This is a genomic window from Kineosporia sp. NBRC 101677 (genome assembly GCF_030269265.1).
GTDB lineage: Bacteria > Actinomycetota > Actinomycetes > Actinomycetales > Kineosporiaceae > Kineosporia > Kineosporia rhizophila.
In genome coordinates, this window is record NZ_BSTA01000014.1 from 39914 (window position 1) to 62886 (window position 22973).

Here is a 22973-nt window from a genome sequence, read left to right on the forward strand (position 1 = left end):
TTTCTCCTCACGCGTCCGCGCCGCGACGGCGGGTGGCGAACATCCAGACTGCCGAGATCGCGACCAGGATCAGGAAGTAGACCATGGTCGCGGCGGCCGCGTAACCGCCCCGGTAGGTGGTGAAACCGGTGTCGTAGATGTACTGGATCACCGGGCGCGTGGTGAGGTTCGGGCCGCCCTGCAGCAGGATGAAGATCTGGTCGAAGACCTTCAGTGAGGCCAGGATCTGCAGCAGCAGCACCAGGCCGATGGTCGGGCGCAGCAGCGGCACGGTGATCGAGCGCATCTGCTGCCAGGCCGAGGCGCCGTCGATGGCGGCGGCCTCGTAGGTGTCTTCCGGGATGTCCTGCAGCGCAGCGGTGTAGAGCACGAAGTTGAAACCGAAGGTCCACCACACGGTCAGGATCGTGACCGCCAGCCAGGCGCCGTTGGTGCTGCCCAGGAAGTCCGGGGCGGTCAGCCCGACCGCGTCGAAACCTTGTGCGAACAGGCCGATCTGGGGGGCGTAGAGGAAGGCGAAGATCAGCGCCACCGAGGCCGAGGGCACCACGTAGGGGGCGAAGAAGGCGATCCGGAAGAACCAGCGGTTACGGCTGATCCGGCTGGCCAGGACGGCTGCGACCAGCGGCAGGACCACCAGGAAGGGCACCGTGAGCAGGGTGAACAGGGTGCTGTGCCACATCGACTTCCAGAAGTCGACGTTGCCCAGCACGGCGGTGTAGTTCTCGAACGCCACGAACTCGCCGAGGTCGTTCTTCACCGTGGCGGTGTTGAAGAAGCTGATCACCAGACCGACCAGGACCGGCCCGACGAGGAACAGCCCGTAGAGGATCAGGAACGGGGCGGAGAAGAGCCAGCCGGCCCGGTTGTCGCGGCCCGAGGTCTCGACCGCGGAGGTCTCCACCTTTGCGATCCCGGGAGCGGGAGCAGTAGTCGTCGTTGTCACCTGTTCGCTCCTCAGCTGACCGGCGCGTTGGTCTCGGCGAGCTTGCGCAGCGCCGACTTGATCTGGCTGGTCCCGCCGGCCGGGCTGGTGCCCCCGGTGAGCACGGTGGAGACCACGCCGCCCATCTGGTTCTGGAAGTCCGAGCCGGCACCGGTGTACCAGCCGGTCGGGTCGTAGACCGCGTTGAAAGCCGCGTCCACGTAGTTCTTCTGCGGGCTCAGTTCCTGGAACTCGGCGCTCTCCTGCACCGGGAGCCAGGCCGGTACGTGGCCGCCGCCGGTCCAGATCGTGCTGTTCTCGAGCAGGCCCTGGACGAACTGCGCGGCGTACCCGGCGCGTTCGGCGGACCGGCCGTCGGAGGCCGGGATGATCAGGGCGTGCGAGTCGGCGTAGGCCACCGGTTCGCTGCCCAGCAGCGCCGGGATCGGCACCATGTTGAACTCGAGGTCCTTGCCGTCGGGCAGTTTCACCCCGGCGTAAAGCGGCAGGTTCCACACCCCGTCCAGCAGGAAACCCGCCTCGCCGGTGCTGAACTGCTGGTTGGCCAGGGCCGGGGTGGCGCTGGCGGGCATCAGTTCCAGCTCGGTGGTGAGCTTCTGGAGGAAGGCGAAGGCCTCGTCCATGGCCGCGTCGTCGACCGTGACCCGGGTGCCGGAGTCGGACACGACCGGGTCGGCCAGACCGCTGTACACGGTGTAGAACCAGCGCCAGACCGTGGACGGGTCGGTGATCGTCGGCATCGTCGCGCCGTAACCGCCGGTGACCTTCTTCATCTCGGTCAGCGCCTCGACGAAGCGGTCTGCGCCGGAAATGTCGGTCAGGTTGTCGCCGGCCGGGTTCAGCAGCCCGGCCTGCTCGGCCGCCGCCACGTTGTAGTAGAGGACGAACGGGTGGGTGTCCAGGGGCAGCGCCCAGGTCTCCCCGTCGATCGTCGCCTTCTCCCAGGCGGCCGGGGTGAACTTGTCCTGGGTGACGCCCAGATCGGCCAGACCGGTCTCCCGGTAGGGGGTGAGCAGGCCGGCCTGGGCCAGCGTGGGCAGCCGGGACAGGTGGGTCAGCGCCACGTCCGGCGGCCGCTGGCTCGAGGCGGCCAGGGAGAGCTTGGTGTAGTAAGGATTTCCCCAGGCGAGCAGGGTGGACTCGACCGAGTTACCGGTGGTGCCCTGCACCAGATCGACCATCTTGGTCATGTTCTCGCCGTCGCCGCCGCCGAACAGATGCCAGAAGATCACATCTGCGGTGGCCGGCTGACCTCCGGTCAGGCTGGTGACGACCGGCGAGCCACAGGCGGACAACAGGCCCGCCAGCGACAGGCCGCCTCCCATGGCCAGGAAGTTGCGGCGTGTGTAGTTCCCACGCATACGGCATTCGCTCCTCATTGTGCGGCCCGCTCAAGCCGGACGTGTCGCAAGGGGCTCCTGGACGACGACCTGGCTGGGTGGAGGTTGACACACCCGTTTGCATCGATGCAAGACCCTGGCCGGACGGGACCGCGGATGTGACGACGGGCGGTCCACCTGCGGGTTGCATCGTTGCAAACATCTGCCCCATGCTGTCACCGAACTGCCGACGACGCCGCTTGAAAGAGGGTCCACAGACGTGAAGGCGACAGAACAGGACGGTTCGTACCCCCGGCCCCTGCAGGTGCGGCCGGACTGGGTGAACCTCGACGGCAGCTGGGACTTCGCGTACGACGACGCCGCCCGCGGGCTGGCCGGGCACTGGTACCAGGACGGTCCCTTCGACCGGAAGATCGAGGTGCCTTACCCGCCGGAGTCACCCGCCTCCGGCATCGGTGACACCGGCTTCCACCCGGTGGTCTGGTATCGCCGAACGGTCGCCGACGAGGTGCTGGCCCGGGACGGCGGCCGCCGGGCGCTGATCCACTTCGGCGCCGTCGACTTCGTGGCCGACGTCTGGGTCGACGGCCACCACGTGACCCACCACGTCGGGGGGCAGACGCCCTTCACTGTCGACGTCACCGACGTGCTGCAGGCCGGGACCGACGAGCACGTTCTGGTGGTGCGGGCCGAGGACGACCCGTTCAGCCTGGAGGCCCCGCGCGGCAAGCAGGACTGGCGGGAGAAGACCCACGGCATCTGGTATGAGCGCACCACCGGCATCTGGCAGACGGTCTGGGCCGAGTCGGTCCCGGCCACGCACGTCACCGAGGTCTACTGGCGTCCCGACGTGGCCGGCTGTGCGGTGCACGGTGAGGTCACGCTGAACCGGCTGCCTGCGGCGAACGCCCGGATCGACGTGACCGTGAGCTTCGGCGGCGAGGTGCTGGCCGAGCAGAGCACCGTGGCCCGGCTCACCACCACGGCTTTCGACCTGAAGATCCCGGCCCTGGTCAACGGTCAGGACCGGGCCCGGCTGCAGTGGAGCCCGGAGCACCCCAACCTCGTCGACATCGGTGTGGTGGTGCGTGACCGGGACTCCGGTGCGGTGCTCGACGAGGTGGCCAGTTACACCGGCCTGCGGTCGGTCTCGGTGGGCGGCGGGGCGTTCAAGCTCAACGACGCCCCGATCTACACCCGCTCGGTGCTCAACCAGGGCTACCGGCCGCAGACCCACAACGCCAGCACCGGCACCGCCCAGCTGCGCGGCGAGGTGGAACTGCTGCTGGCCATGGGCTTCAACTCGGTGCGCAACCACCAGAAGGCCGAGGACCCGCGGTTCCTGTTCTGGGCCGACAAGCTCGGCCTGATGGTGTGGGGCGAGACCGCCGCGGCGTACTCGTTCTCCAACACCGCGGTGGAACTGCTCACCCGTGAGTGGACCGATCTGGTGCGGCGCGACCGCAGCCACCCGAGCGTGGTGGTCTGGGTGCCCTTCAACGAGAGCTGGGGGGTGCAGGACATCGCCGCCGACGCGGCCCAGCAGAACTTCGCCAAGGGCCTGACCGCGCTCACCCGCGCCCTCGACCCGACCCGTCCGGTGATCTCCAACGACGGGTGGGAGCACGTGGACAGCGACATCATGGGCATCCACGACTACACCACCACCGGTCCCGGTCTGGCCCGCAACTGGGGTACCGCCGAGGCCGCCGACGCCCTGGTGCGCTCGGAACTGGGGGTGCAGGGCCGCAAACCGGTGGTCGACCCGCTGGCCCTGGTCAAGTGGGACGCCGGGGTGGCCCCGCTGATGATGACCGAGTTCGGCGGCATCTCGCTGTCGGCGAACCCCGACGACTGGGGCTACGCCAGCGTGACCTCGCCGGCGGAGTACCGGACCATCGTCGGGGAGCTCTTCGACGCCCTGCGGGCCGCGCCCACTGTGGTCGGCTTCTGCTACACCCAGTTCATGGACACCGGGCAGGAGACCAACGGCCTGCTGTACTCCGACGGCACCCCCAAGCTCCCGGTCGAGACGATCCGGGCGATCGTCACCGGCACCACCGACGACGTGAAGCTGGAGACCGGCGCCACCAACGGCTGGCAGGACTAGGCCGGGGACGCTCCGGGACCGGGGGATGTGAGAAGGTGCGCGGATGGCGGTGACCCTGCGCGACGTGGCCCAGAAGGCCGGTGTCAGCGTGCGCACGGTCTCCAACGTGGTCAACGGCTTCCAGCACATCGCCCCGGCCACCCGGGCCCGGGTGCAGGCGGCCCTGGAGGAACTGGACTACCGGCCCAACCTGGTGGCCCGCAGTCTGCGCCAGGGCCGCACCGGCATCATCATGCTGGTCCTGCCGGAGATCAACGTCTCCTACTTCGGTGAGCTGGCCCACGAGGTGGTCGACTACGCCACCTCGGCCGGGATCACCGTGCAGATCGACGAGTCCGGCGGCGACCCGGAGCGGGAGAAACAGCTGATCACCTCGCTGGCCCAGGCCAGCTGGGTGGACGGGGTGCTGTTCAGCTCGCTGGGCCTGCGCGGGGTCGACCTGGCCGGCCTGAGCGGCACCCGCCCGCTGGTGCTGCTGGGGGAGCGCACCGCCCGCACCACGCTCGACCACGTCGGCATCGACAACGTCGAGGCGGCCCGGCAGGCGGTGGCCCACCTGATCGAGCGGGGACGCACCCGGATCGCGGCCCTCGGCGGGAGCGGTGGCGCGCGGGACGCGACCTCGCGCTACCGGCTCAAGGGCTTCCAGAAGGCCATGCAAGCAGCCGGTCTGGACCCGGCCGGCCTCTACCTGCGCACCCCCGACTACCGCCGCACCAGTGCGGCGGCCGCGGTGCGTGAGCTGTTGCAGTGGCCCGAACGCCCGGACGCGCTGTTCTGCTTCAGCGACGAACTGGCCGCCGGCGCCCTGCGGGAGCTGCACGACCAGGGCGTCCGAGTGCCGCGGGACATGGCCGTGGTGGGGTTCGACGACATCGAGGCCTCCCGCTTCAGCGTGCCCGCGCTCACCTCGGTGCGCCCCGACAAGGCCGGGATCGCCAAGGCCGCGGTGGACGCGCTGCTGAACCGGCTCGACGACCCCCAGGGCAAGCCCCGCGAGATCGACGTTCCGTTCGAGCTGGTGGTGCGGGAGAGCAGCGGCTAAAAGGCGGCCACCGCGGCCTGGGCCACGGTGACGTCCTGGTCGACCGAACCCGCACTCACCCCGACGGCGCCGACCGTCTGACCCTCGCGCAGTACCGGGATGCCCCCGCCGAAGGTCACCAGCCCACCGGAAAGATGCTCCAGGCCGTACAGTTCGGCGCCCGGCTGGGTGGCTTGGGCCAGGTCGGCGGTGGGCATCTCCATCATGATCGAGGTACGCGCCTTGCGGGTGGAGATGTCGATGCTGGCCTTGATCGCGCCGTCCATCCGCACGAACGCCACCAGGTGGCCACCGTCGTCCACCACCGCGATGTTCATCGGCTGGCCGATGCTGATCGCCTCCTTCACCCCGGCGTCGATCATCCTCTGGGCATCGGTCAGGGTCAGGCGGCTCATGCTGGCTCCTCGAGGTTGAGTGGTGCGGAGACGACCACGCGGGCGGCGTTGCGGCCGGCCCGGCGCGCGGCTTGCGGGGTGGCGGCCTGGTCGCGCGAGACCGGTTTTTCGGTGGGTAGTTTCGAATGATGGACGATGGTCAGCCCGGTTGCGTCGAGCCCGACCCCGACCTGCAGCGGGGAGCGGTTTGCGGCCCGGTGGGCCAGGTCCCACGCCGTCCCCGTCCGCTGGGGTACGACCTCGAACGGCACCCCTTCTTCTTCCAGGCCGGCGCAGATCTCGCGCAGCAGGTCCAGCGGGCCGCTCGTGAGCACCACCACGCGGGGTTTCATCCGGCCGCCTGGGCGAGCACCAGGCCACTGGCCACGGCGTTGCGGGGGCCTTCGGTGCCGCGCACATTGCCGGTGCCGCAGACGATTCCGTAGGGGGCCAGCGCGTCGGCGACGAGTTCGGGGATCTCGAAGTCCAGGGCCGAACCGCCCAGCAGCACCACGAAACCGATCTGGCGCAGGTCACCGTAGGGGGCGATCTGCTTCAGCGCGCGCAGCGCGTTGACCACGAAGACCCGGTGCTTGGCGGTACGCCGGACCTGGCGGATGCGTTCGAGTCCCTGACGCCCGGGAATCGGCACCAGGGCGTCGGTGCCCAGCACCACCACCCGGGCGAAGACCTCGGGCGGGAGCGGGTCCTCGGAGAACTGCACGGTGCCGTCCTCCAGGCGGAGGTGGAAGAAGCTCTCGGCCTTGGCCAGAGGGGCCTGCTTGATCTGCTCGGCCAGGTCCCGCGGCACCCCCAGTTCGGCGGCGATCAGCCGGGTGACCAGGTCGCCCGCGCCGGCCACGTGCACGGTGGCGGTCGAGCCGGACCGATCGGCCCGGGCCGCGTCGGTGGAACCGCCGCCCAGATCGAGAACGACCAATGGACGATCGGTGCCGGGAGTGGTCAGCGCTCCACGGGTGGCCATCTCGGCCTCCACCCCGCCGATCACCACCTCGACCTGCTCCGCCCCCGCGGCCCGAAGCCTTTCCGCCACGGCCTCGGCGACCTGGCGCATCGGGCCGTGGCTGGTGCGCACCATGGCGGCCAGCGCCACCGCGTTCTCCAGGGCGACCTCACCGGCCAGCCCGCCCCGCACGTCTCTGGGCACGAAGGTGTCCACCGCCAGCAGGTCGCCGATGCGCACCTCGGCCGGGTCGACCCCGGAGACGTCGGCCATGTTCTCCTTGACCGAGGCCGTCATCCCACCCACGTTCGTGCCCGCCTCACCCGAGGCGTCGAGCAGCGGGGTGATCCGTTCGAGGGCGCTCATGATCGCCTCGGCACCCTCGCCGACGTCGATCCGCAGGGTTGCCGTCTCACCCCGCAGCTCGATGCTTCCGGCCGGGATCCGCCGGTCGCTGATCTCGCCGGACGGGGTGCGCACCACCACGGCCGAGCGGATGCCGGTCAGGGCCCGGGCGACCGGTGAGACCGCCCGGGTCTGTTCCGCGTCCAGCCCGAACACCGTGGCCAGACCGTAGGCGTTGGACAGGGTGCGGATGGTGCGCCCGGGCGCGGCCACCTCCACCGCCGCTCGCATGCCCAGGGGTACCGAGGCAACCAGTCGCACCTCGTCCACGATCGGGATCCGGCGGTCGGTGCGGTTGGCCACCAGCACCGCGTCGTCGTTGCCCAGCACCGCGCCGCGCAGTTCGACCCCGCGCTCCAGGGCGGCGTTCAGGGTCTTGCTGACCACGGCGAAGTCGACGCCGACGGGGACCACCACGATCACCTCGTCACCGGGCGAACATCCGTCCAGTTCGCCGAACGCCACGGTGTCGCCCACCCCGAGGCCGGCGCCGCCGGGCGTGCGCGGATCGTGCCCGATCATCGTCGACTCGGTGATCAGCGTCTCGGTGATCGTCTCCATCGCCAGACCGCTGATCACCGGCGTAGCCTCGTTGACGAAAACCTGCCGGAGCGCACCCAACGAGGCCCCGGACGTCTTCAGTGCGGCTCTGACCGCCGCCTCCACACCGTCCACGTTGGCCGACGTGCCCTTGACGCCCGTGGTCGCGACCAGCCCACTGCCCAGGAACTCGACCCCCGCGGGGCCCAGCCGGGCGGCGCAGGCCTCGGTGGTGGAGTTGCCGATGTCGACCCCGACCACCAGGTTCATGCTTCGAGAACGGGCTCGACCTCGACCGGGGGCGCGCCCTTCACCAGCAGTTCGCACTCCTTCAGGTGCAGCAGCGCGGCCTTGGCCTGCCAGCGCGGCCGGGCCATCTGGTCGTTCAGCGTCGGGACCGGCTGCGGTGACTCGCCCTTGGCGTACTGGGCGGCGTTGCGGCCGATCGCCCGGAACACCTCGGGGGTCATCAGCGGAGACTGCGGGAACAGTTCCAGCGAGCTGAGCCGGGGCAGGTCCTTCTGGTGGATCATGCTGGTTCCCCGGGCCAGCACCCCGATCCCGATGCCGGAGCCGGACAGCCGGGCCGCGAGGTGCGCCATCGCGGCCAGGTCGGCCCGGGCCCGCACCTGGATCACCCGGGCGTGCACGCCCTCCTCCTCGATGCCGGCCAGGATCTGCCGCACCACCTCGGTGTGCGGCACGTCGACGATGGTCTTGGTGAAGAAGGTGGCGAATCCGGGGGAGAGGGCGAGGACCACCTCGTCCGGCCGGGTGCCCCTCTCGGCCCGGCCCCGCTCCCTGAGCTCGAGAGTGTTCACTGGACCTCCAGTTCCGGGTTCTCTGCACTGGTCACGTGGCGCAGCTTCTTCATCTGTTCCCACCGCTCGCCGCTGGGACGGTAACCCGTTCCGGGGCCGGCGTAGTCGTTCGCGTCGTTCACCGCCGACAGCGGCTCCAGGTTCGCGTCCAGGATCGCGCTGGTCTGCAGCAGATCTCCGGAGACCCGCTGCCGCAGCACCGTGAGCAGGTTGCCGGCGATGTCGGCGAAACCCCGCTCGTGCAGCGCCTTCACCAGGTCGAGGCCGGTGACCCCGCGTTCCATCACCGCGGCCGCGCCCTTCAGGTCCTCGATCACGTCGCGGGGCACCAGATCGTCGGAACCGTGCGCGTAGACGGCGGTCTCGATCTCCCGGTCGGTGATCGCGGGCAGCCCGAGGTGGGCGAACACGGCCTGCAGGGCGTGCCCGGCCCGGCTGCGGGCGGCCAGGATCTCGGCCTCACCGACGTGCTGCAGACCGCCGTCGATCTGGTAGTCGCGCTGGATCGCGTTCCAGTCGTCGTAGTCCTCGGCGTCGACGTTCGAGCCGGCGAACATGTTGTCGTAGTTGGGGGTGCTGGAGTAGCCGGAGCAGACGAAGTCCGTGCCCGCCATGATCTGCGGCATCAGCCGGGAGGTGCGGCGCATCGCGGAATGGCTGAAGGACTGGTCGTTCCCGGAGGCGCACTCCAGGTCGAGCATGCTGGCGATCATGTTCTCGGCCGCCACCGCCCGGATCCCGCCGGGCACCGCCCCGGGCACGCCGATGCAGCTGATCGAGCCGTTCTGCAGCCCCTGCACACCGGCGCCCTTGGTCACCAGGATGCAGCGGATCTCCAGGTAGAGCATCGAGCGGCCCTCGGCGTTGCCCATCTGCACCTCGGAACCGGTGCCCGAGGTGAAGCGCATCTTGATCCCGCGGCTGGCGTAGGCCGCCGCCAGGAACGCCTTCGACCAGGGGGTGTCGTCGCCGTCCACGAACACCGACTCGGTGCCGTAGACCGAGATCGTCTCGGCGTAGGCGGTGATCCCACGCATGCCGAGGTCGAGTTCGGTGGCCTCCTCCAGGGCGCACTGGGTGAGCCGGCCACCCCTGCCGACCTGCCCGCCGACCTGCAGGGCGATCGCCACCAGCGGGGCGTAACGCACCACCCCGAGCGTGGTCTCGAGCTCGGAGAAGCCCCTCAGCGACGCCTCGGCGGCCTCCATCGCGACCTGCAGCGGATTGTCCCGGGCGCTGGTGCAGTGAGCCTGGTTCGCCGGGGTGCGACGGGCCCGCATCTTCTGCATCCCCATCATGATCTCGACGATGTTCATCCGCTTCACCGTTTCCAGCAGGGCCGCCGGGGTGAGCCCCCGGGCCACCCGCAGGACGTCGGTGCGCGAGACGTTGGGGTCGACCAGCATCCGGGCGACGGTGTCCGGGCCGAGGGCCATGGCCTGCTCGGCCGTGCTCACGTCGATCGCGTGGTCGGCGATGAACTGGTCGAGGAAGTCGAAGTCGGCGCGCTCGCGGCCGTCCATCTCGGCAACCCGGCCGTTCTCGATCCGGATGCTCGGGTGCGGGTCGAAGTCGCTCTCCATCGCGACCATCCCGACCTCGGGCCACTCCTGCACGAAGCCGTCCAGGTTGACCGGCCGGTTCTCGAGGACCTCGGTGCGCCGGGAGTGCCGGGGAGCAGGGGTCTCGGGGTGGGGGAGGGAAGACATCCGGGGCTCCTCAGTCCTCGGCCGTGGCCAGCAGGCCGCGGCGTTCGTAGACCTCGGCGGCCTCGCGGACCAGCGCCGCGGTGGCCTCACCGCCGTAGGAGGTCTCGAGCTCCTGCGCGATCGCCAGCAACTGCTCCTTGGTGGAGGTGTGCGGGCGCAGCGCGTTGTACATCTCGAGCACCCGGGCGTCGGAGACGGCGATCAGCTCGGCGGCGCGGCGGAAGTTCTGCCCGAGCTGCGGGCGGCCGGAGGCGTCGGCCACCTCGGCCTGGATCCGCAGGGTGTCCGGGGCGATCCGCAGGTCTTCCGGGCGCACCTGCCCGGTCACCACGTTCTGCAGGGTGAGCTCGGAAAGGGGTTTACCGGTGGGGGTCTTCAGCAGGTCGGGGCGCTTGACACTGACCGGGTAGTCGTGGGCCGGGTCGAAAGCGGCTTCGGGCATCGCAACCTCCCTCTGCGCCGGACGGCTGCGTCCGGCGACGAAGGTCACGGTTACATGCGAAACGTTGCAGCAACGTTGCAGAGCGAAGCGTAGTGATCGAAGAACTACTGAGAGTCGCGGATCCAGGCAGCCACCGTCTCGGTCAGTTCGCCGACCGGCCGCACGCCGTCCACGGTGATGCCGTTCTCGTCCTCGCCCAGCGGCTCCAGGGTCGCCAGCTGGGAGTCGACCAGGGTGGCGGGCATGAAGTGGCCGGGCCGGTGGCCGACCCGCTCGACGAGCACCTCCCGGGGCACGTCGGGCAGCACGAAGCGGAGCTGGGGCAGGCCCTCGGCGAGCAGGTCGCGGTAGCTGCGCTTCAAGGCCGAACAGGCCACCACCAGACCCTCTTCGGCGTGCTTGACCAGTTCGTCGTGCACCGCGGCGAGCCAGGGCCCGCGGTCCTCGTCGGTCAGCGGCACCCCGGAGGCCATCTTGGCCACGTTCGCTTCGGGATGCAGGTCGTCCCCGTCCTGGAAGTCGACACGCAGCATGCCGCTCAGGGCGGTGCCGAGGGTGGACTTGCCGTTGCCGGAGGGGCCGAGCACGACGAGAAGGGGCGAACCGGTCATGCGGATGATCATCTCCTGTCCGGGCCGGGTCGGCCACATGTCGTGCCGCTGGTTAAAGGGCCCCGGCCCGGTGGCCGATCCAGCACGGGACCCTGTTCCCTGCGCTCGTCCTCGTCGCGCGGGCCCGGACAACCTCACGCATAGTGGAAAAGGTTGCGGACATAAGGAGTGACGAGCGTGCGGGCACTGATCCTCGACGGCCCGGGAGACCTGGGTCGGGCCACGGCGGCCGAACTGGGTGCTGCGGGGGTCGAGGCGGTGCTCGCCGGGCGCGATCCCGGACGCTACGAGCAGATGCTCGACCTGCGCGGTGATCTGAGCGACCTCTACCGGGCGGCGGCTCAGGCGACCGTGGTGGTGAACTTCTCCGGCGTGCCGGACGTGCGCCTGGCCGAGCGGGCCGGGGCGGCGAACGCGGCCTTCGTCGAGACCGGGTCCGACGCCGGCTACCTGTCCGAGCTGGCCGGCCTGCACCCTCGCACCCCGGTGCTGACCGGGGGCCGGCTGCTGCCGGTGCTGGCCGGGATGCTGGCCCGCGACGTGGCGGCGCACGACTCGGCTGATCCCGCCGTGCCCGTGGAGATCGGGATCGTGCTCGGTGCCGGTGACCCGGAGAGTGCCGCCGACCTCGGGGCCACCTACGCGTTGTTCGGGCGTTCCTTCACCGATCCGGCCACGGGGGAGGCGGTGCTGAACTTCAGCGGCCGTCGTGAGTTCACCCTGCCCGACGGCCGTCGCCGCCACCTGGCTCAGGTCGACTGGCCCGACCAGCAGGTGCTCACCGCTGCTCTGGGCCGTCCGGTACGCACCTACCTGGCCACCGGTGACCGGTTCAGCACCACGCTGTTGCGGGGCGTGAAGCGGGTGCCCGGGGCGGCCCGGCTGCCTTCGGCCCTGCATCTGCCCGGCCGTCCCGGCTGGCAGGTGGTGGCCCAGGCCGGGCCGGCTCCCGGCGCGGTGCGCAGCTGGGCCGCCGGCCGGTATCAGACGCCCTGCGCCGCGCACATTCTCACGATCGCCACCCGCCGGGCGCCGACGCTGGAACCCGGTCTGCACCGGGTCGGCGATCTGCTGACCCTCTCGGACCTGAGCGGGCTGGAGGGGCTGGCGCTGGGCCGATCTGCGCTTGGGGTGCCCCAAAGCTGAGATTTGCTTTGGCGGCAACTCAGTGTGCCTGTCCGACAACAACTTTCACGGCCGGGATCTTTACTGCACGTTTACTTACGCCCGGCCGGTGTGACAAGAGCGGTCTTTCGCTGTGAGGTAGGCGTGGGGGCGTTCCCTCCGCGCTGCTCATCCAGCATGCTGACGACATGAACACGCCCGAGGTAGACCCGCTCGCTGCGACCGAGTGGCTGCGGGGACGCCTCCGGGACACCGGTGGGTCGCGGCCGGACCTGCTCGCCGCCTCCGGCCTGCTGGGCATCACCGTGCCCGCCGCGTTCGGCGGCCCGGCCTGCTCGGTGGTGACCCTGACCGAGGTGCTCGCCGGTCTCGCGGCCGCCGACCGTGACCTGGCCACCCTGCTGCACGGCCACTACCTGTTCCTGCGGGCGCTGACCGAGCAGGGGGTGCGCGACCAGCAGGAGTACTTCTTCGCCGAGGCCCGGGCCGGTGCCTGCTTCGGCGGGACCGGTCCGGGCTTCGGGCCCCCGGCCTCCGGTGCCACGGTGCCGGCGATCACGCTGGCGCGCTGGCGCAACGGGGTCTACCGGCTCGACGGTGAGAGCTTCTGCGGGCCCGGCGTGCTGCGGGCCGGCTGGCTGGTGGTGCGCGCGGTGCTGGTGGACGAGCTGGCCGAGTCCACTCCGGAGCCGGACGAGGTCTTCGCGGTGATCCGGCACGACGAGCTCGGGGTCACGCACGACGGCCCGGGCGCCGACGGCGGGCTGGTCTGGCTGGACGGCGTGCGGGTCGCGGCCGGCTGTGTCGTCCCCTATTCCACGCTCTTCGACCGCCCCACCACCTACGAGGCCCGGCGGCTGGTCACGGCGGCGGCCCTGGACGGCCTCCCGCCCGAGGAACTGCGACCGCCTGCTCTGGCGGTGGACCAGGCCGAGGCCGGCCTGGACACGGTCGAGAACGCGCTCGGGAGAGTGACCGCCGCGTCACGGGTACCTCTGGCGGAGCGCTACGCCGGGATGTAAGGCTTCGGCGCATGTCGATCGTGGTCAGTCTGCCCAGTGACGAGCTGTTCCAGGCCCTGTCCGGCCTGCCCGGCATCACGCCGGTGAGGTGGGACCTGGAGGAGCCGCCCCCGCGGAAGGACCTCGACCTGGTGGTGCCGCCGTACCTGTCCAAACCACCCGCGCTCCGGGCCCTCGAGCAGGTGGGCCGGTGCGTGGTGCAGAGTCAGAGCATCGGCTACGACGGGGTGTCGCAGGCCCTGCCCGAAGGGTTCACCTTCTGCAACGCCGCGAGCGTGCACGAGACCTCGACCGCCGAGCTGGCCGTCGGCCTGATCATCGCCGCCCAGCGGGAGCTGCCCGGATTCGTGCTGGCGGCCCAGCAGGGCGAGTGGCGGGGTGGCACCACCCGGTCGCTGGCCGACTCGCAGGTGCTGGTGATCGGCCAGGGCGGGGTCGGCCGGGCGGTGACCAGCCGGCTGGCCCCCTTCGAGGTCACGCTGGTGCGGGTGGCCTCGAAGTCGCGCACCGACGCCGACGGCGAGGTGGTGCACGGCGTCGACGAGCTGCCGCAGTTGCTGCCCGAGGCCGACGTGGTGGTCCTGGCCGTACCGCTCGGTCCCGGCACGACCGGCCTGGTCGACGAGGCCTTCCTGGCCGCCCTGAAACCGGGTGCGCTGCTGGTGAACGTGGCCCGCGGGCCCGTGGTGAACACCGACGCCCTGGTCGCGGCGCTGTCCGAGGGACGGATCCGGGCCGCGCTGGACGTCACCGATCCCGAGCCGCTCCCGGCCGGGCACCCGCTCTGGAAGCTCGACAACGTCCTGATCACCCCGCACGTCGGCGGCAACACCACGGCGATGACGCCCCGGGTCACGGCCTTGGTGCGGGCCCAGGCCGAGGCTCTGCGGGACGGTAAGCCGCTGCGCAACATCGTGATCGAGCCGTGAACGTCCCGGTCCTGGAGATCGGCGGTTCGCACCTGACCGCCGCCCTGGTCTCACCGACGGGTCCCGAGGTGCTGCGGCTGCGCCGGTGGCACGTCGAACCCGACGCATCGGCCGAGGATTTCATGAAGGTGATGCTGGAAGGCGCCGACTGGCTGGCGGTCGAGCCCGGGGCGGCTTGGGGGGTGGCCATGCCCGGGCCCTTCGACTACCGCTCGGGCGTGGGGCGCTTCGTGGGAGTGGGCAAGTTCGAGGCGCTCAACGGGTTCGACGTGGGCACCGCCTTCACCGAACGGGCCCCGGCCCGCCCCGGTCGGGTCGTCTTCCTCAACGACGCCGACAGTTTCGGCCTGGGGGAGTACACGGTCGGTGCGGCGAAGGGTTTTCGGCGCGCGATCTGTCTCACGCTGGGCACCGGGGTGGGATCGGCCTTCGTGGCCGACGGGGTTCCGCTCTCGTCCGGTCCGGGAGTGCCTCCCGAGGGCGAGGCGCACTTCATCGTCTGGGGCGGGCAGGAGCTGGAGGAGACGGTCTCCCGCCGGGCGATCCGCCGGGCCTACCGCGAGCAGACCGGCGCCGACCTGGACGTGCACGAGATCGCCGAACTGGCCCGGTCCGGTTCCGAGGTGGCCGGTGCGGTGCTGGAGCACGCCTTCCAGGCGCTGGGCGAGGCGATGTCCGGCTACGTGCGTGACTTCGGCGCCGAGGTGCTGGTGCTGGGTGGGTCGATCGCCGGTTCGTTCGACCTGATCGAGCCGCCGCTGCGCAAGGGGCTGGCCCGGGACGTGGTGATCCGGGTGGCCGGTGATCCGGAGAACGCCCCGCTGATCGGTGCCGCCGTGCACGCGACGAGCAGTTGAGACGAGAGGGAAAACCGTGGGATACGCCGATCTTCCGCTGTCCGAGCTACGTACGTACCGGTCGGAGGTGCCCCGGCCGGACGACTTCGAGGAGTTCTGGCAGCGCACCCTGAAGGAGTCCCGGGCGGCCGGGTTCGAGACCCGGCTGGAGCCCGTGGACAACCGCCTGACCACGGTGGACACCTGGGACGTGACGTTCGCCGGGTTCGGCGGTCAGCCGGTGAAGGGCTGGCTGCACCTGCCGGCCAACCGCGGGGAGGGGCCGCTGCCGGGAGTCGTCGAGTACATCGGCTACACCGGCGGCCGGGGTCTGCCGCACGAGCGGACCACCTGGGCGCAGGGCGGGTACGCACACTTCGTGATGGACACCCGGGGCCAGGGCGGCGACACTGACGACGTGGCCGGCTCGGTCAGCCCCTCGGTGCCCGGCTTCCTCACCCAGGGCTGGGACTCGCCCGAGAACCACTACTACCGCCGCCTGATCACCGACGCGGCCCTGGCGGTCGACGCCGCCCGGGGTCTGGCCTCGGTCGACTCCTCGCAGGTGGTGGTCACCGGGGTCAGCCAGGGAGGCGGTCTGGCCATCTCCGGCGGTGTGCTCGGGGGTGCTCAGGCGGTGCTCTCGGACGTGCCGTTCCTGTGCGACTTCCCCCGCGCGGCCTGGATCAGCGCGACCTCGCCCTACGACGAGCTCGTGCGGTTCCTGGCCCGCCGCCGGGAACGCACCGACCGCCTGTTCGAGACCCTGTCGTACCTGGACGCGGTCAACTTCGCCCGGGACGGTCGCGTGCCGGCCTTGTTCTCGGTCGCCCTGATGGACCCGACCTGCCCGCCCTCCACGGTGTACGGCGCCTACAACGCCTGGGAGGGCGAGAAGAGCATCCGGGAGTACGCCTACAACCAGCACGAGGGCGGTCAGGCGTACCAGCAGCTGGAGCAGTACGACTGGCTGCGTACCTTCTTCGCCTGAGTAGTTCCGTCACCGCAGGGCCCGGGTCGTCCGACCCGGGCCCTGCCGTTTTGCCCGGGGGCGTTGACAGGCATCCGGCCCAGGAGCAAATTAAACACATGACTAATTCAATCCAGGTCCGGGGCCTGCGGGTGACCCGGAGCGGCCGTGAGGTGCTGCACGGCATCGATGCGGACCTGCCCGCCGGGCAGGTCACCGGGCTGATCGGGCCCAGCGGGTCGGGCAAGAGCACGCTGATCCGGGCGCTGGTCGGGGTGCAGCGCATCTCCGGCGGCTCGATCACCGTGCTCGGACATCCGGCCGGTTCACCGGCCCTGCGCCGGCAGGTGGGGTACTCGGGGCAGAGCGCCGCCGTCTATCCCGATCTCACCGTGGCCCAGAACCTGCGCTACTTCGCCGCGGTCCGCCGCGACGACCCGGCCGAGGTGCGCCGGGCGATCGATCTGGTCGGGCTCACCGGCCGGGAGAACCAGCTGGCCGGGGCGCTCTCCGGGGGGCAGCGCTCGCGGGTCAGCCTGGCCGTGGCCCTGCTCGGCCGCAGCCGGCTGATCGTGCTGGACGAGCCCACGGTCGGGCTGGACCCGGTGCTGCGGGCCGAACTGTGGCAGCTCTTCGGTGATCTGGCCGCAGACGGCGTGACCCTGCTGATCTCCAGCCACGCGATGGACGAGGCACAGCGGTGCGACCGGCTGATGCTGCTGCGCGAGGGCCGGCTGCTGTTCCACGACACCCCCGCCCGCCTGCTGGAACGCACCGGAGAACCGGATGCCGAGCGAGGTTTCGTGAGCCTGGTGCACAGTGCGGAGGTGGCGGCGTGAGCGCCCGGCGGATCTGGGCCACCGCCCACCGGGTGCTGCAGCAGCTGGCGCACGACCGGCGCACCGTCGCCCTGCTCGTGCTCTTCCCCTCGGTCCTGATGGTGCTGCTGCGCTACGTGCTGGACGAGCCGGAGCGCTTCGACCGGGCCGGGCCCGCGCTGATCGGCATCTTCCCGTTCACCGTGATGTTCCTGGTGTCCTCGGTGGTGACCCTGCGCGAGCGGCGCGACGGCACGCTGGAACGCCTGATGACCATGCCGCTGGGCCGCGCCGACCTGCTGCTCGGCTACGCCCTCGCCTTCGGCCTGACCGCCCTGCTCCAGGTCGGGATCCTGGTCCTGGTCACGGTGGCCGGGCTGGGGCTGGACGTGGCCTCCTCGGCCGGCCTGCTGATCTTCGTGGCCGCGCTGAACGCCCTGCTCGGCACCGCCCTGGGCCTGTTCACCAGCGCTTTCGCCAGCAGCGAGTTCCAGGCCGTGCAGTTCATGCCTCTGGTGGTCATGCCGCAGGTGCTGCTGTGCGGCCTTTTCGTGCCCCGGGAGGCGATGAACCCGGTGCTGGAGGCGGTCTCGGCGGTGTTCCCGCTCTCGTACGCGGTGGAGGCGGTCGGGCTGATCGCAGCCGGCTCGAACGAGGACCTGGCGCGGGATCTGGGTATCGTGGCCACGGCGGTGGTGCTCGCCCTCGGGCTGGGGGCGGTGACACTGCGCCGCAGGACGGCGTAAGGACGTGATGGCAAGTGGCCGGACGGCGGCCGGGAAACTCCGGCACGCGCGACGAGATCCTCGCCGCCGCAAGAAAACTCTTCTCCGACCGGGGCTACGAGGGCACCACGATCCGCGCGATCGCGGCCGACGCCGGGGTGAATCCCGCTCTGGTGCACCATTTCTTCAAGTCCAAGGAACAGGTCTTCATCGCCTCGGTGGACTTTCCGGTGAACCCGTTCGAGGTGCTGCCCGAACTGCTCGCGGCCGGGCCGAGAGAACAGTTCGGGCAGCGGCTGGCCGGGCTCGTCGTCGGGGTCTGGGAGGACGAGGAACGCCGGGCGCCGCTGCTGGCCCTGCTGCGCGGGGCGATGACCGGTGAGCTGGGGGCCGGCATCCTGCGCAGCGTGCTGGAGCAGATCCTGATGCCCCGGCTGGAGCAGGCCTTCGGCACTCCCCGGCCGCAGGCCGCCCGGGCCTTCGCCCAGATCGTCGGGATCATGATGTCCCGCTACGTGATCCGGGTGGAGCCGCTGGCCTCGGCCCCTCGGGAGGAGATGGTGGCCCTGCTGGCCCCGGTGATCCAGGCGGCGGTGGATTCGACTGCGGGCCCGGCCGGACCGCAATCGCAGACTGGCCCGGCCGGGGGAATCGACGCGCCGGTTCCGCCGATCGGCGCACCCGGGGGATAACGATCCGGCGGTTCTGGCCGAAGCTTGGGTTGTCCGTCACCACGAGCGAGAATCGAGGTACAGACATGACTGTCGGCCCCATCGGTGACCTCGGGGAAACCAGCACAGCGATCAGCCAGCAGGCCCAGTTCCTCGCCCAGCAGAACGAGTTGCGTACTCAGGAGGCCCAGGCCGCGACGGACCTTCAGGCCCGTCTCGCGGACCGGGGAGAGGCGCAGCAGGCGACCCTGGACCGTCAGGCCGAGCGTGAGGCCCAGCTGGTGGCCCAGCAGGAGGCACAGCAACGGGCCGATGCCAACCAGGCCGCGCTGGAGGCCTTCGGGATCCAGCAGGCCCAGCTGCAGGACGTGATCCTCGCGGATCAGGCCCTGGAAGCGTCCCAGGAGGTGACCGCCGATCAGAACAGAGTCGATCAGCAGCAGGCACTCGATCGGCAACTTGACCAGAGTGCCGTGAACGCCTTCCTGAACGAGAACACCACGGTGAGCTCGGTCCAGGAGGCACTCCAGGAGTTCCAGCAGATGGAAGAAGTAACCGGCCTGGAGGTCTCCAGCGTCACGGTGACCCTTACCCAGTCAGGGAGTGAGATCGATACCCAGCTGTAGCAGCAGGTGTAGTCACGGTACGGGTCCCACCCTGGCAGCGGGTGGGACCCGCACCGCTGCCCGCTTCAGCTCTGCACCAAGGCAGTGACCTCGTCGGCGCAGCCCCAGCTCAGCGTGATGCCTGCCCCGCCGTGCCCGTAGCAGTGGATCAGCCGTACCCCGCCGGGCAGCGGACGGGCGTCTTCTTCCAGCCGCGGCCCGCCGTGCCGTCCCGGGCGTAGTCCGGCCACCTCGCGCAGGACGCGGGCCTGGGCCAGTTCGGGCACCAGCGTGGTACAGCGCCGCAGGATCGAGTCGGTGACCGAGGCGTCGGGGGAGATGTCGTCCTGACCTGGTTCGAAAGTGCCGCCCACCACCACGTCGCGGCTGCGCGGGTGCACGTAGACGCCGCCCTCCGGATCGTCCTCGTCGCGCACCGAGACCGTGATGCCCGGATTGCTCAGCACCAGGATGCGGCCCCGGATCGGATGCACCGCCGCGTCCGGCACGAGCGCCCCGGCAGCCAGCCCGGTCGCGTTGACCACCACGTCGGCCGAAGTGGCGGCCTCGGCCAGGGAAGTCAGCTGCCGCCGCTCGATCGTGCCGCCGAGCGCCTCCACCACCTCGATCAGCCAGTACAGGTAGGAACGGGTCTGCACGGCCGGCACGGTGAACTGCCACTCGCCGGTGAATCGCCGTTCGGGCGGCGGTTCCAGGCGGAATTCAGGGACGCCGATGGCCCACCACGGGCGGGCGGTCAGGCCTCGCAGCAGCATCCGGCTGGCCCGCATGGTCACCCCGGGCACCCCTTCGCCCGCCTGCCGGGTCAGTTCGGTCAGGGCCTGCTGCCCCCAGCGCAGCAGCCGGTCGTCGGCGTCGAAGTGCGTCGGGTACCAGACCGCGGCCGCGATCGAGGAGACGGTCTGCTCCGGTGGGTGCGCGCTCAGGACCTTGACCCGGTGGCCGGCCTCGAGCAGCCGCACCGCCGAGGTCAGTCCGATGATCCCGCCACCGGCCACCACCACGTCGGCCATCGGTTCTCCTCAGGACTCGGATCAGGACTCAGAGGAAATGCTTGTCCTCGCCACGATACGTGGGTACCTCCTGGGTGCTGCCGTCGGCCGCCACCAGCTGGAGGGCGGCCACGTGCTCGGCCAGCTCGCCGGCCTTGGCGTGCCGGAACCAGACCCGGTCGCCGATCTGCAGAGCGTCGGCGCCGGCCCCGTGCAGCGGCGTCTGCACCTCGCCGGCTCCTTCCGTCTTGATCAGCGAAAGAGCCTGCGGATAGGTGGGAATCGGCACCCGGTCGGTGCCGACCGGGCCGGAGGCGATCCAGCCGCCACCGGTGACGGTGACGAACCCCGGGCCGGGACGGCGGACCACGTCGGTGCCGAACAGGGCGGCCGGAGCCGGGCTGAAGTGCCGGTAGCCGTCGAAGAGGCCCGGCCCGTACAGACCCGACCCGGCCGTCAGTTCGGTCACCGCCGCCTCGGCCGCCGTCGTCTCCAAACTGCCCGTGCCACCGCCGTTCACAAAGCGCAGCGGATACTCGGCGCTCACCGCAGCAACCACCTCGCCGCGCCGCTGCGCCAGCTCGCGCACCGAAAACGCTTGCATCGCAGTGACGGCCAGGCCGTAGAGAGGTTTGCCCGGAGGGCGGTTGCCCAGACCGGCGACCTGCCCCTCGTAGGCCATCAGGCCGGTCAGCCGGAAACCCGCCCGGGCGCCGATCGTACGGGCCATCGCCCGCGCGTCCTCCGCGGTGAAGACGCCGGAGCGACGGGTGCCGATGTGCACCCGCCCGCCGGCCACCCGCAGGGAGGCGTCCAGATCCAGGCAGACCTGGAACTCCGGATGGCCGGGCGCTACCGCGTCGACGAAGTCGAGTTGCTCGGCCGAGTCGACCATCAGGGTGACCCGCTGCCGGGCGGTCTCGTCGGCCGCCAGTCGCCGCAGGGCCTCCCGCTCGGCGGTGGGGTAGCCGACCACCACGTCCTCGAACGGGTGGGTGGGATCGGTGGCCAGCCAGATCGCCTCGCTCAGGGTGTAGCCCAGGACGCCGGCGAAACCCGGCTCGGCGTGCACCCGCTCGAGCACGGCGCGGCACCGGATCGACTTGCTGGCCAGGCGGATCGGCTTACCCGCGGCCCGGCGCCGCAGATCGGCCACGTTCGCGTCCAGGGCGGGCAGGTCGACCACCGCGACCGGTGGGTCGAGGTGGGCCGTGGCGGTGTCCAGCCGGACCTTGGTCGCCTCGGGGGAGGGGGGCGCGGTCATGGGGCAAGCGTCGACGTATCGCCGCGAATCGGTCAAGCGGTTGCCGGAAACCGTTGACTCGCCTGGTCGGGAGGGTCAAGCTATGGCGATCTGAACGCTTGTCCTATTTCGTTGCATCGGCTGATGGGGGCGTCGCGGTGAACGGTGCGGCCGAGTGGTCCAACTGGGCGGGATGCGAACGAGCCGGCTGCACGGTGGTGAGCCCGCGCGGCACCGCCGAGATCGCCGATGCGGTGCGGGAGGCCGCGGCCCAGGGCCGGCGTCTGCGCCCGGTCGGCTCCAGCCACTCGTTCTCCGGCATCGCCTGCCCGGAAGACGTGCAGGTGCGCCTCGACCGGCACGCCGGTGTACTCAGCCTCGACACCACCACCGGCCTGGTCACGGTCGAGGCCGGAATGCCCCTGCACCGGCTGAACGACCTGCTCAGCGCGGCCGGGCGGGCGATCACCAACCTCGGCGACATCGACCGTCAGACGGTGGCCGGGGCGCTGGCCACCGGCACGCACGGCACCGGCGCCCGGCACGGCGCCTTCTCCACCCAGCTGCGCGCGCTCGAACTGGTCACCGCCGACGGTGAGGTGCTGCGCTGCTCGGCCGCCGAGAACCCTTACGTGTTCGAGTTCGCGCGGGTGAACCTGGGGGCGCTCGGGGTGGTCGCGAACGTCACCCTGCAGACCGTGCCGGCCTTCGCGCTGGAGGTCGAGGAGGTCTCCCGCCCGTTGTTCGAGGTGCTCGACCAGTTCGGCGAACTGGCCGACGGCATCGACCATTTCGAGCTGTACTGGTTCCCCCACACCGACCGGGTGCAGACCCGCTACAAGACCCGGCGGCCGCTGGAGGAGGGGCTGGCGCCGCTGGGCCGGATGCGTACCTGGTTCGACGAGGAACTGATGGCCAACGACGTGTTCCGGGTGATGGTGGCCACCGGCCGGCGGGTCCCGGCCGCCGTGGTGCCGCTGAACCGGGTGGCCGTGCGGTTCTGGGGCTCGCGCACCTACACCGACCGCTCGGAGCGGGTTTTCACCACCAACCGCCGGGTCCGGTTCAAGGAGATGGAGTACGCGATCCCGCGGGCGGCCCTGCCGGAGGCGATGCGGCGGGTGCGGGACGCGGTGGAGAGCTCCGGCTGGCGGATCCCCTTCCCGGTCGAGATCCGCGTGCTGGCACCGGACGACATCCCGTTGTCGATGGCCTCCGGGCGGGAGACCGCCTTCATCGCCGTGCACGTTCCGGCCGGCTCGGACCACAGCGCCTACTTCGGCGCGGTCGAGCGCATCATGGCCGACTACGGCGGCCGGCCGCACTGGGGGAAGATCCACGGCCTGGACGCCGAGGCCCTGCGCCGGGTGTACCCCCTGCTCGACGAGTTCGCTGCGCTGCGTGACCGGCTCGACCCCGAGGGGCTGTTCTCCAACGCCTACCTCGACCGGGTGCTCGGCCGGCCCGGTGGGCCGTTGGAGTGAGCCCACCGGCACCGGGTGATCACAGGTCACGCACGGTTCGCGAGCCGGACAGGTCCCGGCAAGATCGTCGGCGCCGGGAAGAAATCTAGTCACTGCTACGCTAACCACCCTGGCGTCGCGATCTGCGCCGCCGCTCTCGCGGGCGAGCCGCCCGCGTGGTCGCACGTAAAGAGTCGCTCCATCACAGACACGGCCGCTCCCGCGGCACTGTCTCAAGGCCGCAGC

At 70.8% G+C, this 22973-nt stretch carries 23 protein-coding genes; 12 read left to right on the top strand and 11 right to left on the bottom strand.

Annotated elements, in window-relative coordinates:
- Positions 1-7: 7 nt before the first annotated feature.
- Together QSK18_RS31055 and QSK18_RS31060 are read right to left on the bottom strand one after the other, a co-directional pair.
- Positions 8-946 (bottom strand): carbohydrate ABC transporter permease, encoded by a 939-nt coding sequence (locus QSK18_RS31055; RefSeq protein WP_285626514.1) that lies wholly within the window; start codon positions 944-946, stop codon positions 8-10.
- 11 nt (positions 947-957) lie between these two features.
- Positions 958-2307 carry an extracellular solute-binding protein gene (locus QSK18_RS31060; RefSeq protein ID WP_232809101.1) on the bottom strand — a complete coding sequence of 450 codons (1350 nt, stop codon included), beginning with the start codon at positions 2305-2307 and terminating at the stop codon, positions 958-960.
- A 238-nt stretch (positions 2308-2545) separates the two neighbouring features.
- Here QSK18_RS31060 and QSK18_RS31065 point away from each other — a divergent pair, with 238 nt between their 5' ends.
- Together QSK18_RS31065 and QSK18_RS31070 are read left to right on the top strand one after the other, a co-directional pair.
- On the top strand, positions 2546-4396 hold the full coding sequence (locus QSK18_RS31065) for a glycoside hydrolase family 2 protein (RefSeq protein WP_285626518.1): 1851 nt from the start codon (positions 2546-2548) through the stop codon (positions 4394-4396).
- 43 nt (positions 4397-4439) lie between these two features.
- Positions 4440-5441: a LacI family DNA-binding transcriptional regulator gene (locus tag QSK18_RS31070; protein WP_232809099.1), complete on the top strand. Its 1002-nt coding sequence runs from the start codon at positions 4440-4442 to the stop codon at positions 5439-5441.
- On the opposite strand, the gene QSK18_RS31075 is transcribed toward QSK18_RS31070, so the two are convergent.
- From QSK18_RS31075 to QSK18_RS31105, 7 genes are all read right to left on the bottom strand, one after another.
- Entirely contained in the window at positions 5438-5836 is a 399-nt protein-coding gene (locus tag QSK18_RS31075; protein ID WP_232809098.1) for a GlcG/HbpS family heme-binding protein, read from the bottom strand. The two genes, QSK18_RS31070 and QSK18_RS31075, sit on opposite strands and share 4 nt — an antisense overlap.
- Positions 5833-6168 carry a glycerol dehydratase reactivase beta/small subunit family protein gene (locus QSK18_RS31080; RefSeq protein ID WP_285626522.1) on the bottom strand — a complete coding sequence of 112 codons (336 nt, stop codon included), beginning with the start codon at positions 6166-6168 and terminating at the stop codon, positions 5833-5835. The genes QSK18_RS31075 and QSK18_RS31080 overlap by 4 nt, the downstream gene beginning before the upstream one ends.
- Positions 6165-7994, bottom strand: coding sequence for a diol dehydratase reactivase subunit alpha (locus QSK18_RS31085; RefSeq protein WP_285626524.1), 1830 nt, complete (start codon positions 7992-7994; stop codon positions 6165-6167). The genes QSK18_RS31080 and QSK18_RS31085 overlap by 4 nt, the downstream gene beginning before the upstream one ends.
- On the bottom strand, positions 7991-8545 hold the full coding sequence (locus QSK18_RS31090; protein WP_285626526.1) for a propanediol/glycerol family dehydratase medium subunit: 555 nt from the start codon (positions 8543-8545) through the stop codon (positions 7991-7993). Before QSK18_RS31090 ends, QSK18_RS31085 begins: the two co-directional genes overlap by 4 nt.
- On the bottom strand, positions 8542-10254 hold the full coding sequence (locus tag QSK18_RS31095) for a propanediol/glycerol family dehydratase large subunit (protein ID WP_232809094.1): 1713 nt from the start codon (positions 10252-10254) through the stop codon (positions 8542-8544). Before QSK18_RS31095 ends, QSK18_RS31090 begins: the two co-directional genes overlap by 4 nt.
- 10 nt (positions 10255-10264) lie before the next feature.
- Entirely contained in the window at positions 10265-10696 is a 432-nt protein-coding gene (locus QSK18_RS31100) for a diol dehydratase small subunit (protein WP_285626530.1), read from the bottom strand.
- A 104-nt stretch (positions 10697-10800) separates the two neighbouring features.
- A complete protein-coding gene (locus tag QSK18_RS31105) occupies positions 10801-11307 on the bottom strand; it encodes a gluconokinase (protein ID WP_232809092.1) in 507 nt (168 codons plus the stop codon).
- A gap of 177 nt (positions 11308-11484) precedes the next feature.
- Here QSK18_RS31105 and QSK18_RS31110 point away from each other — a divergent pair, with 177 nt between their 5' ends.
- From QSK18_RS31110 to QSK18_RS31150, 9 genes are all read left to right on the top strand, one after another.
- On the top strand, positions 11485-12453 hold the full coding sequence (locus tag QSK18_RS31110) for a hypothetical protein (protein WP_285626533.1): 969 nt from the start codon (positions 11485-11487) through the stop codon (positions 12451-12453).
- A 167-nt stretch (positions 12454-12620) separates the two neighbouring features.
- Positions 12621-13454, top strand: a complete 834-nt coding sequence (locus QSK18_RS31115) for an acyl-CoA dehydrogenase family protein (RefSeq protein ID WP_232809090.1) — start codon at positions 12621-12623, stop codon at positions 13452-13454.
- An 11-nt stretch (positions 13455-13465) separates the two neighbouring features.
- Positions 13466-14383, top strand: a complete 918-nt coding sequence (locus QSK18_RS31120; RefSeq protein WP_285626537.1) for a 2-hydroxyacid dehydrogenase — start codon at positions 13466-13468, stop codon at positions 14381-14383.
- Positions 14380-15240 (top strand): ROK family protein, encoded by an 861-nt coding sequence (locus QSK18_RS31125; protein ID WP_232809088.1) that lies wholly within the window; start codon positions 14380-14382, stop codon positions 15238-15240. The genes QSK18_RS31120 and QSK18_RS31125 overlap by 4 nt, the downstream gene beginning before the upstream one ends.
- A 16-nt stretch (positions 15241-15256) precedes the next feature.
- Entirely contained in the window at positions 15257-16210 is a 954-nt protein-coding gene (locus QSK18_RS31130; RefSeq protein WP_232809087.1) for an acetylxylan esterase, read from the top strand.
- 98 nt (positions 16211-16308) lie between these two features.
- Positions 16309-17028: an ABC transporter ATP-binding protein gene (locus tag QSK18_RS31135; RefSeq protein ID WP_232809086.1), complete on the top strand. Its 720-nt coding sequence runs from the start codon at positions 16309-16311 to the stop codon at positions 17026-17028.
- Positions 17025-17753, top strand: coding sequence for an ABC transporter permease (locus QSK18_RS31140; RefSeq protein ID WP_232809085.1), 729 nt, complete (start codon positions 17025-17027; stop codon positions 17751-17753). The genes QSK18_RS31135 and QSK18_RS31140 overlap by 4 nt, the downstream gene beginning before the upstream one ends.
- A 14-nt stretch (positions 17754-17767) precedes the next feature.
- Positions 17768-18424 (top strand): TetR/AcrR family transcriptional regulator, encoded by a 657-nt coding sequence (locus QSK18_RS31145; RefSeq protein ID WP_232809084.1) that lies wholly within the window; start codon positions 17768-17770, stop codon positions 18422-18424.
- A gap of 65 nt (positions 18425-18489) precedes the next feature.
- Positions 18490-19029: a hypothetical protein gene (locus tag QSK18_RS31150; RefSeq protein ID WP_232809083.1), complete on the top strand. Its 540-nt coding sequence runs from the start codon at positions 18490-18492 to the stop codon at positions 19027-19029.
- Positions 19030-19094: 65 nt separating this feature from the next.
- Here the strand turns inward: QSK18_RS31150 and QSK18_RS31155 are convergent, their stop codons facing one another.
- Both QSK18_RS31155 and QSK18_RS31160 read right to left on the bottom strand, forming a co-directional pair.
- Positions 19095-20042 carry an FAD-dependent oxidoreductase gene (locus QSK18_RS31155; protein ID WP_232809082.1) on the bottom strand — a complete coding sequence of 316 codons (948 nt, stop codon included), beginning with the start codon at positions 20040-20042 and terminating at the stop codon, positions 19095-19097.
- Positions 20043-20070: 28 nt separating this feature from the next.
- Positions 20071-21285, bottom strand: a complete 1215-nt coding sequence (locus QSK18_RS31160; protein ID WP_232809081.1) for an amino acid deaminase/aldolase — start codon at positions 21283-21285, stop codon at positions 20071-20073.
- Positions 21286-21422: 137 nt separating this feature from the next.
- Between QSK18_RS31160 and QSK18_RS31165 the strand changes: the two genes are divergently transcribed.
- Complete coding sequence (locus QSK18_RS31165; protein ID WP_285626548.1) at positions 21423-22748, top strand: D-arabinono-1,4-lactone oxidase; 1326 nt, start codon at positions 21423-21425, stop codon at positions 22746-22748.
- The last annotated feature ends 225 nt before the right edge of the window (positions 22749-22973 follow it).

Excerpts from the sequence above, each read along its gene's own strand:
- QSK18_RS31060 (WP_232809101.1), bottom strand. The coding sequence starts at position 2,307 with ATGCGTGGGAACTACACACGCCGCAACTTCCTGGCCATGGGAGGCGGC.
- QSK18_RS31070 (WP_232809099.1), top strand. The coding sequence starts at position 4,440 with ATGGCGGTGACCCTGCGCGACGTGGCCCAGAAGGCCGGTGTCAGCGTG.
- QSK18_RS31075 (WP_232809098.1), bottom strand. The coding sequence starts at position 5,836 with ATGAGCCGCCTGACCCTGACCGATGCCCAGAGGATGATCGACGCCGGG.
- QSK18_RS31080 (WP_285626522.1), bottom strand. The coding sequence starts at position 6,168 with ATGAAACCCCGCGTGGTGGTGCTCACGAGCGGCCCGCTGGACCTGCTG.
- QSK18_RS31085 (WP_285626524.1), bottom strand. The coding sequence starts at position 7,994 with ATGAACCTGGTGGTCGGGGTCGACATCGGCAACTCCACCACCGAGGCC.
- QSK18_RS31095 (WP_232809094.1), bottom strand. The coding sequence starts at position 10,254 with ATGTCTTCCCTCCCCCACCCCGAGACCCCTGCTCCCCGGCACTCCCGG.
- QSK18_RS31100 (WP_285626530.1), bottom strand. The coding sequence starts at position 10,696 with ATGCCCGAAGCCGCTTTCGACCCGGCCCACGACTACCCGGTCAGTGTC.
- QSK18_RS31105 (WP_232809092.1), bottom strand. The coding sequence starts at position 11,307 with ATGACCGGTTCGCCCCTTCTCGTCGTGCTCGGCCCCTCCGGCAACGGC.
- QSK18_RS31115 (WP_232809090.1), top strand. The coding sequence starts at position 12,621 with ATGAACACGCCCGAGGTAGACCCGCTCGCTGCGACCGAGTGGCTGCGG.
- QSK18_RS31120 (WP_285626537.1), top strand. The coding sequence starts at position 13,466 with ATGTCGATCGTGGTCAGTCTGCCCAGTGACGAGCTGTTCCAGGCCCTG.
- QSK18_RS31135 (WP_232809086.1), top strand. The coding sequence starts at position 16,309 with ATGACTAATTCAATCCAGGTCCGGGGCCTGCGGGTGACCCGGAGCGGC.
- QSK18_RS31150 (WP_232809083.1), top strand. The coding sequence starts at position 18,490 with ATGACTGTCGGCCCCATCGGTGACCTCGGGGAAACCAGCACAGCGATC.
- QSK18_RS31155 (WP_232809082.1), bottom strand. The coding sequence starts at position 20,042 with ATGGCCGACGTGGTGGTGGCCGGTGGCGGGATCATCGGACTGACCTCG.
- QSK18_RS31160 (WP_232809081.1), bottom strand. The coding sequence starts at position 21,285 with ATGACCGCGCCCCCCTCCCCCGAGGCGACCAAGGTCCGGCTGGACACC.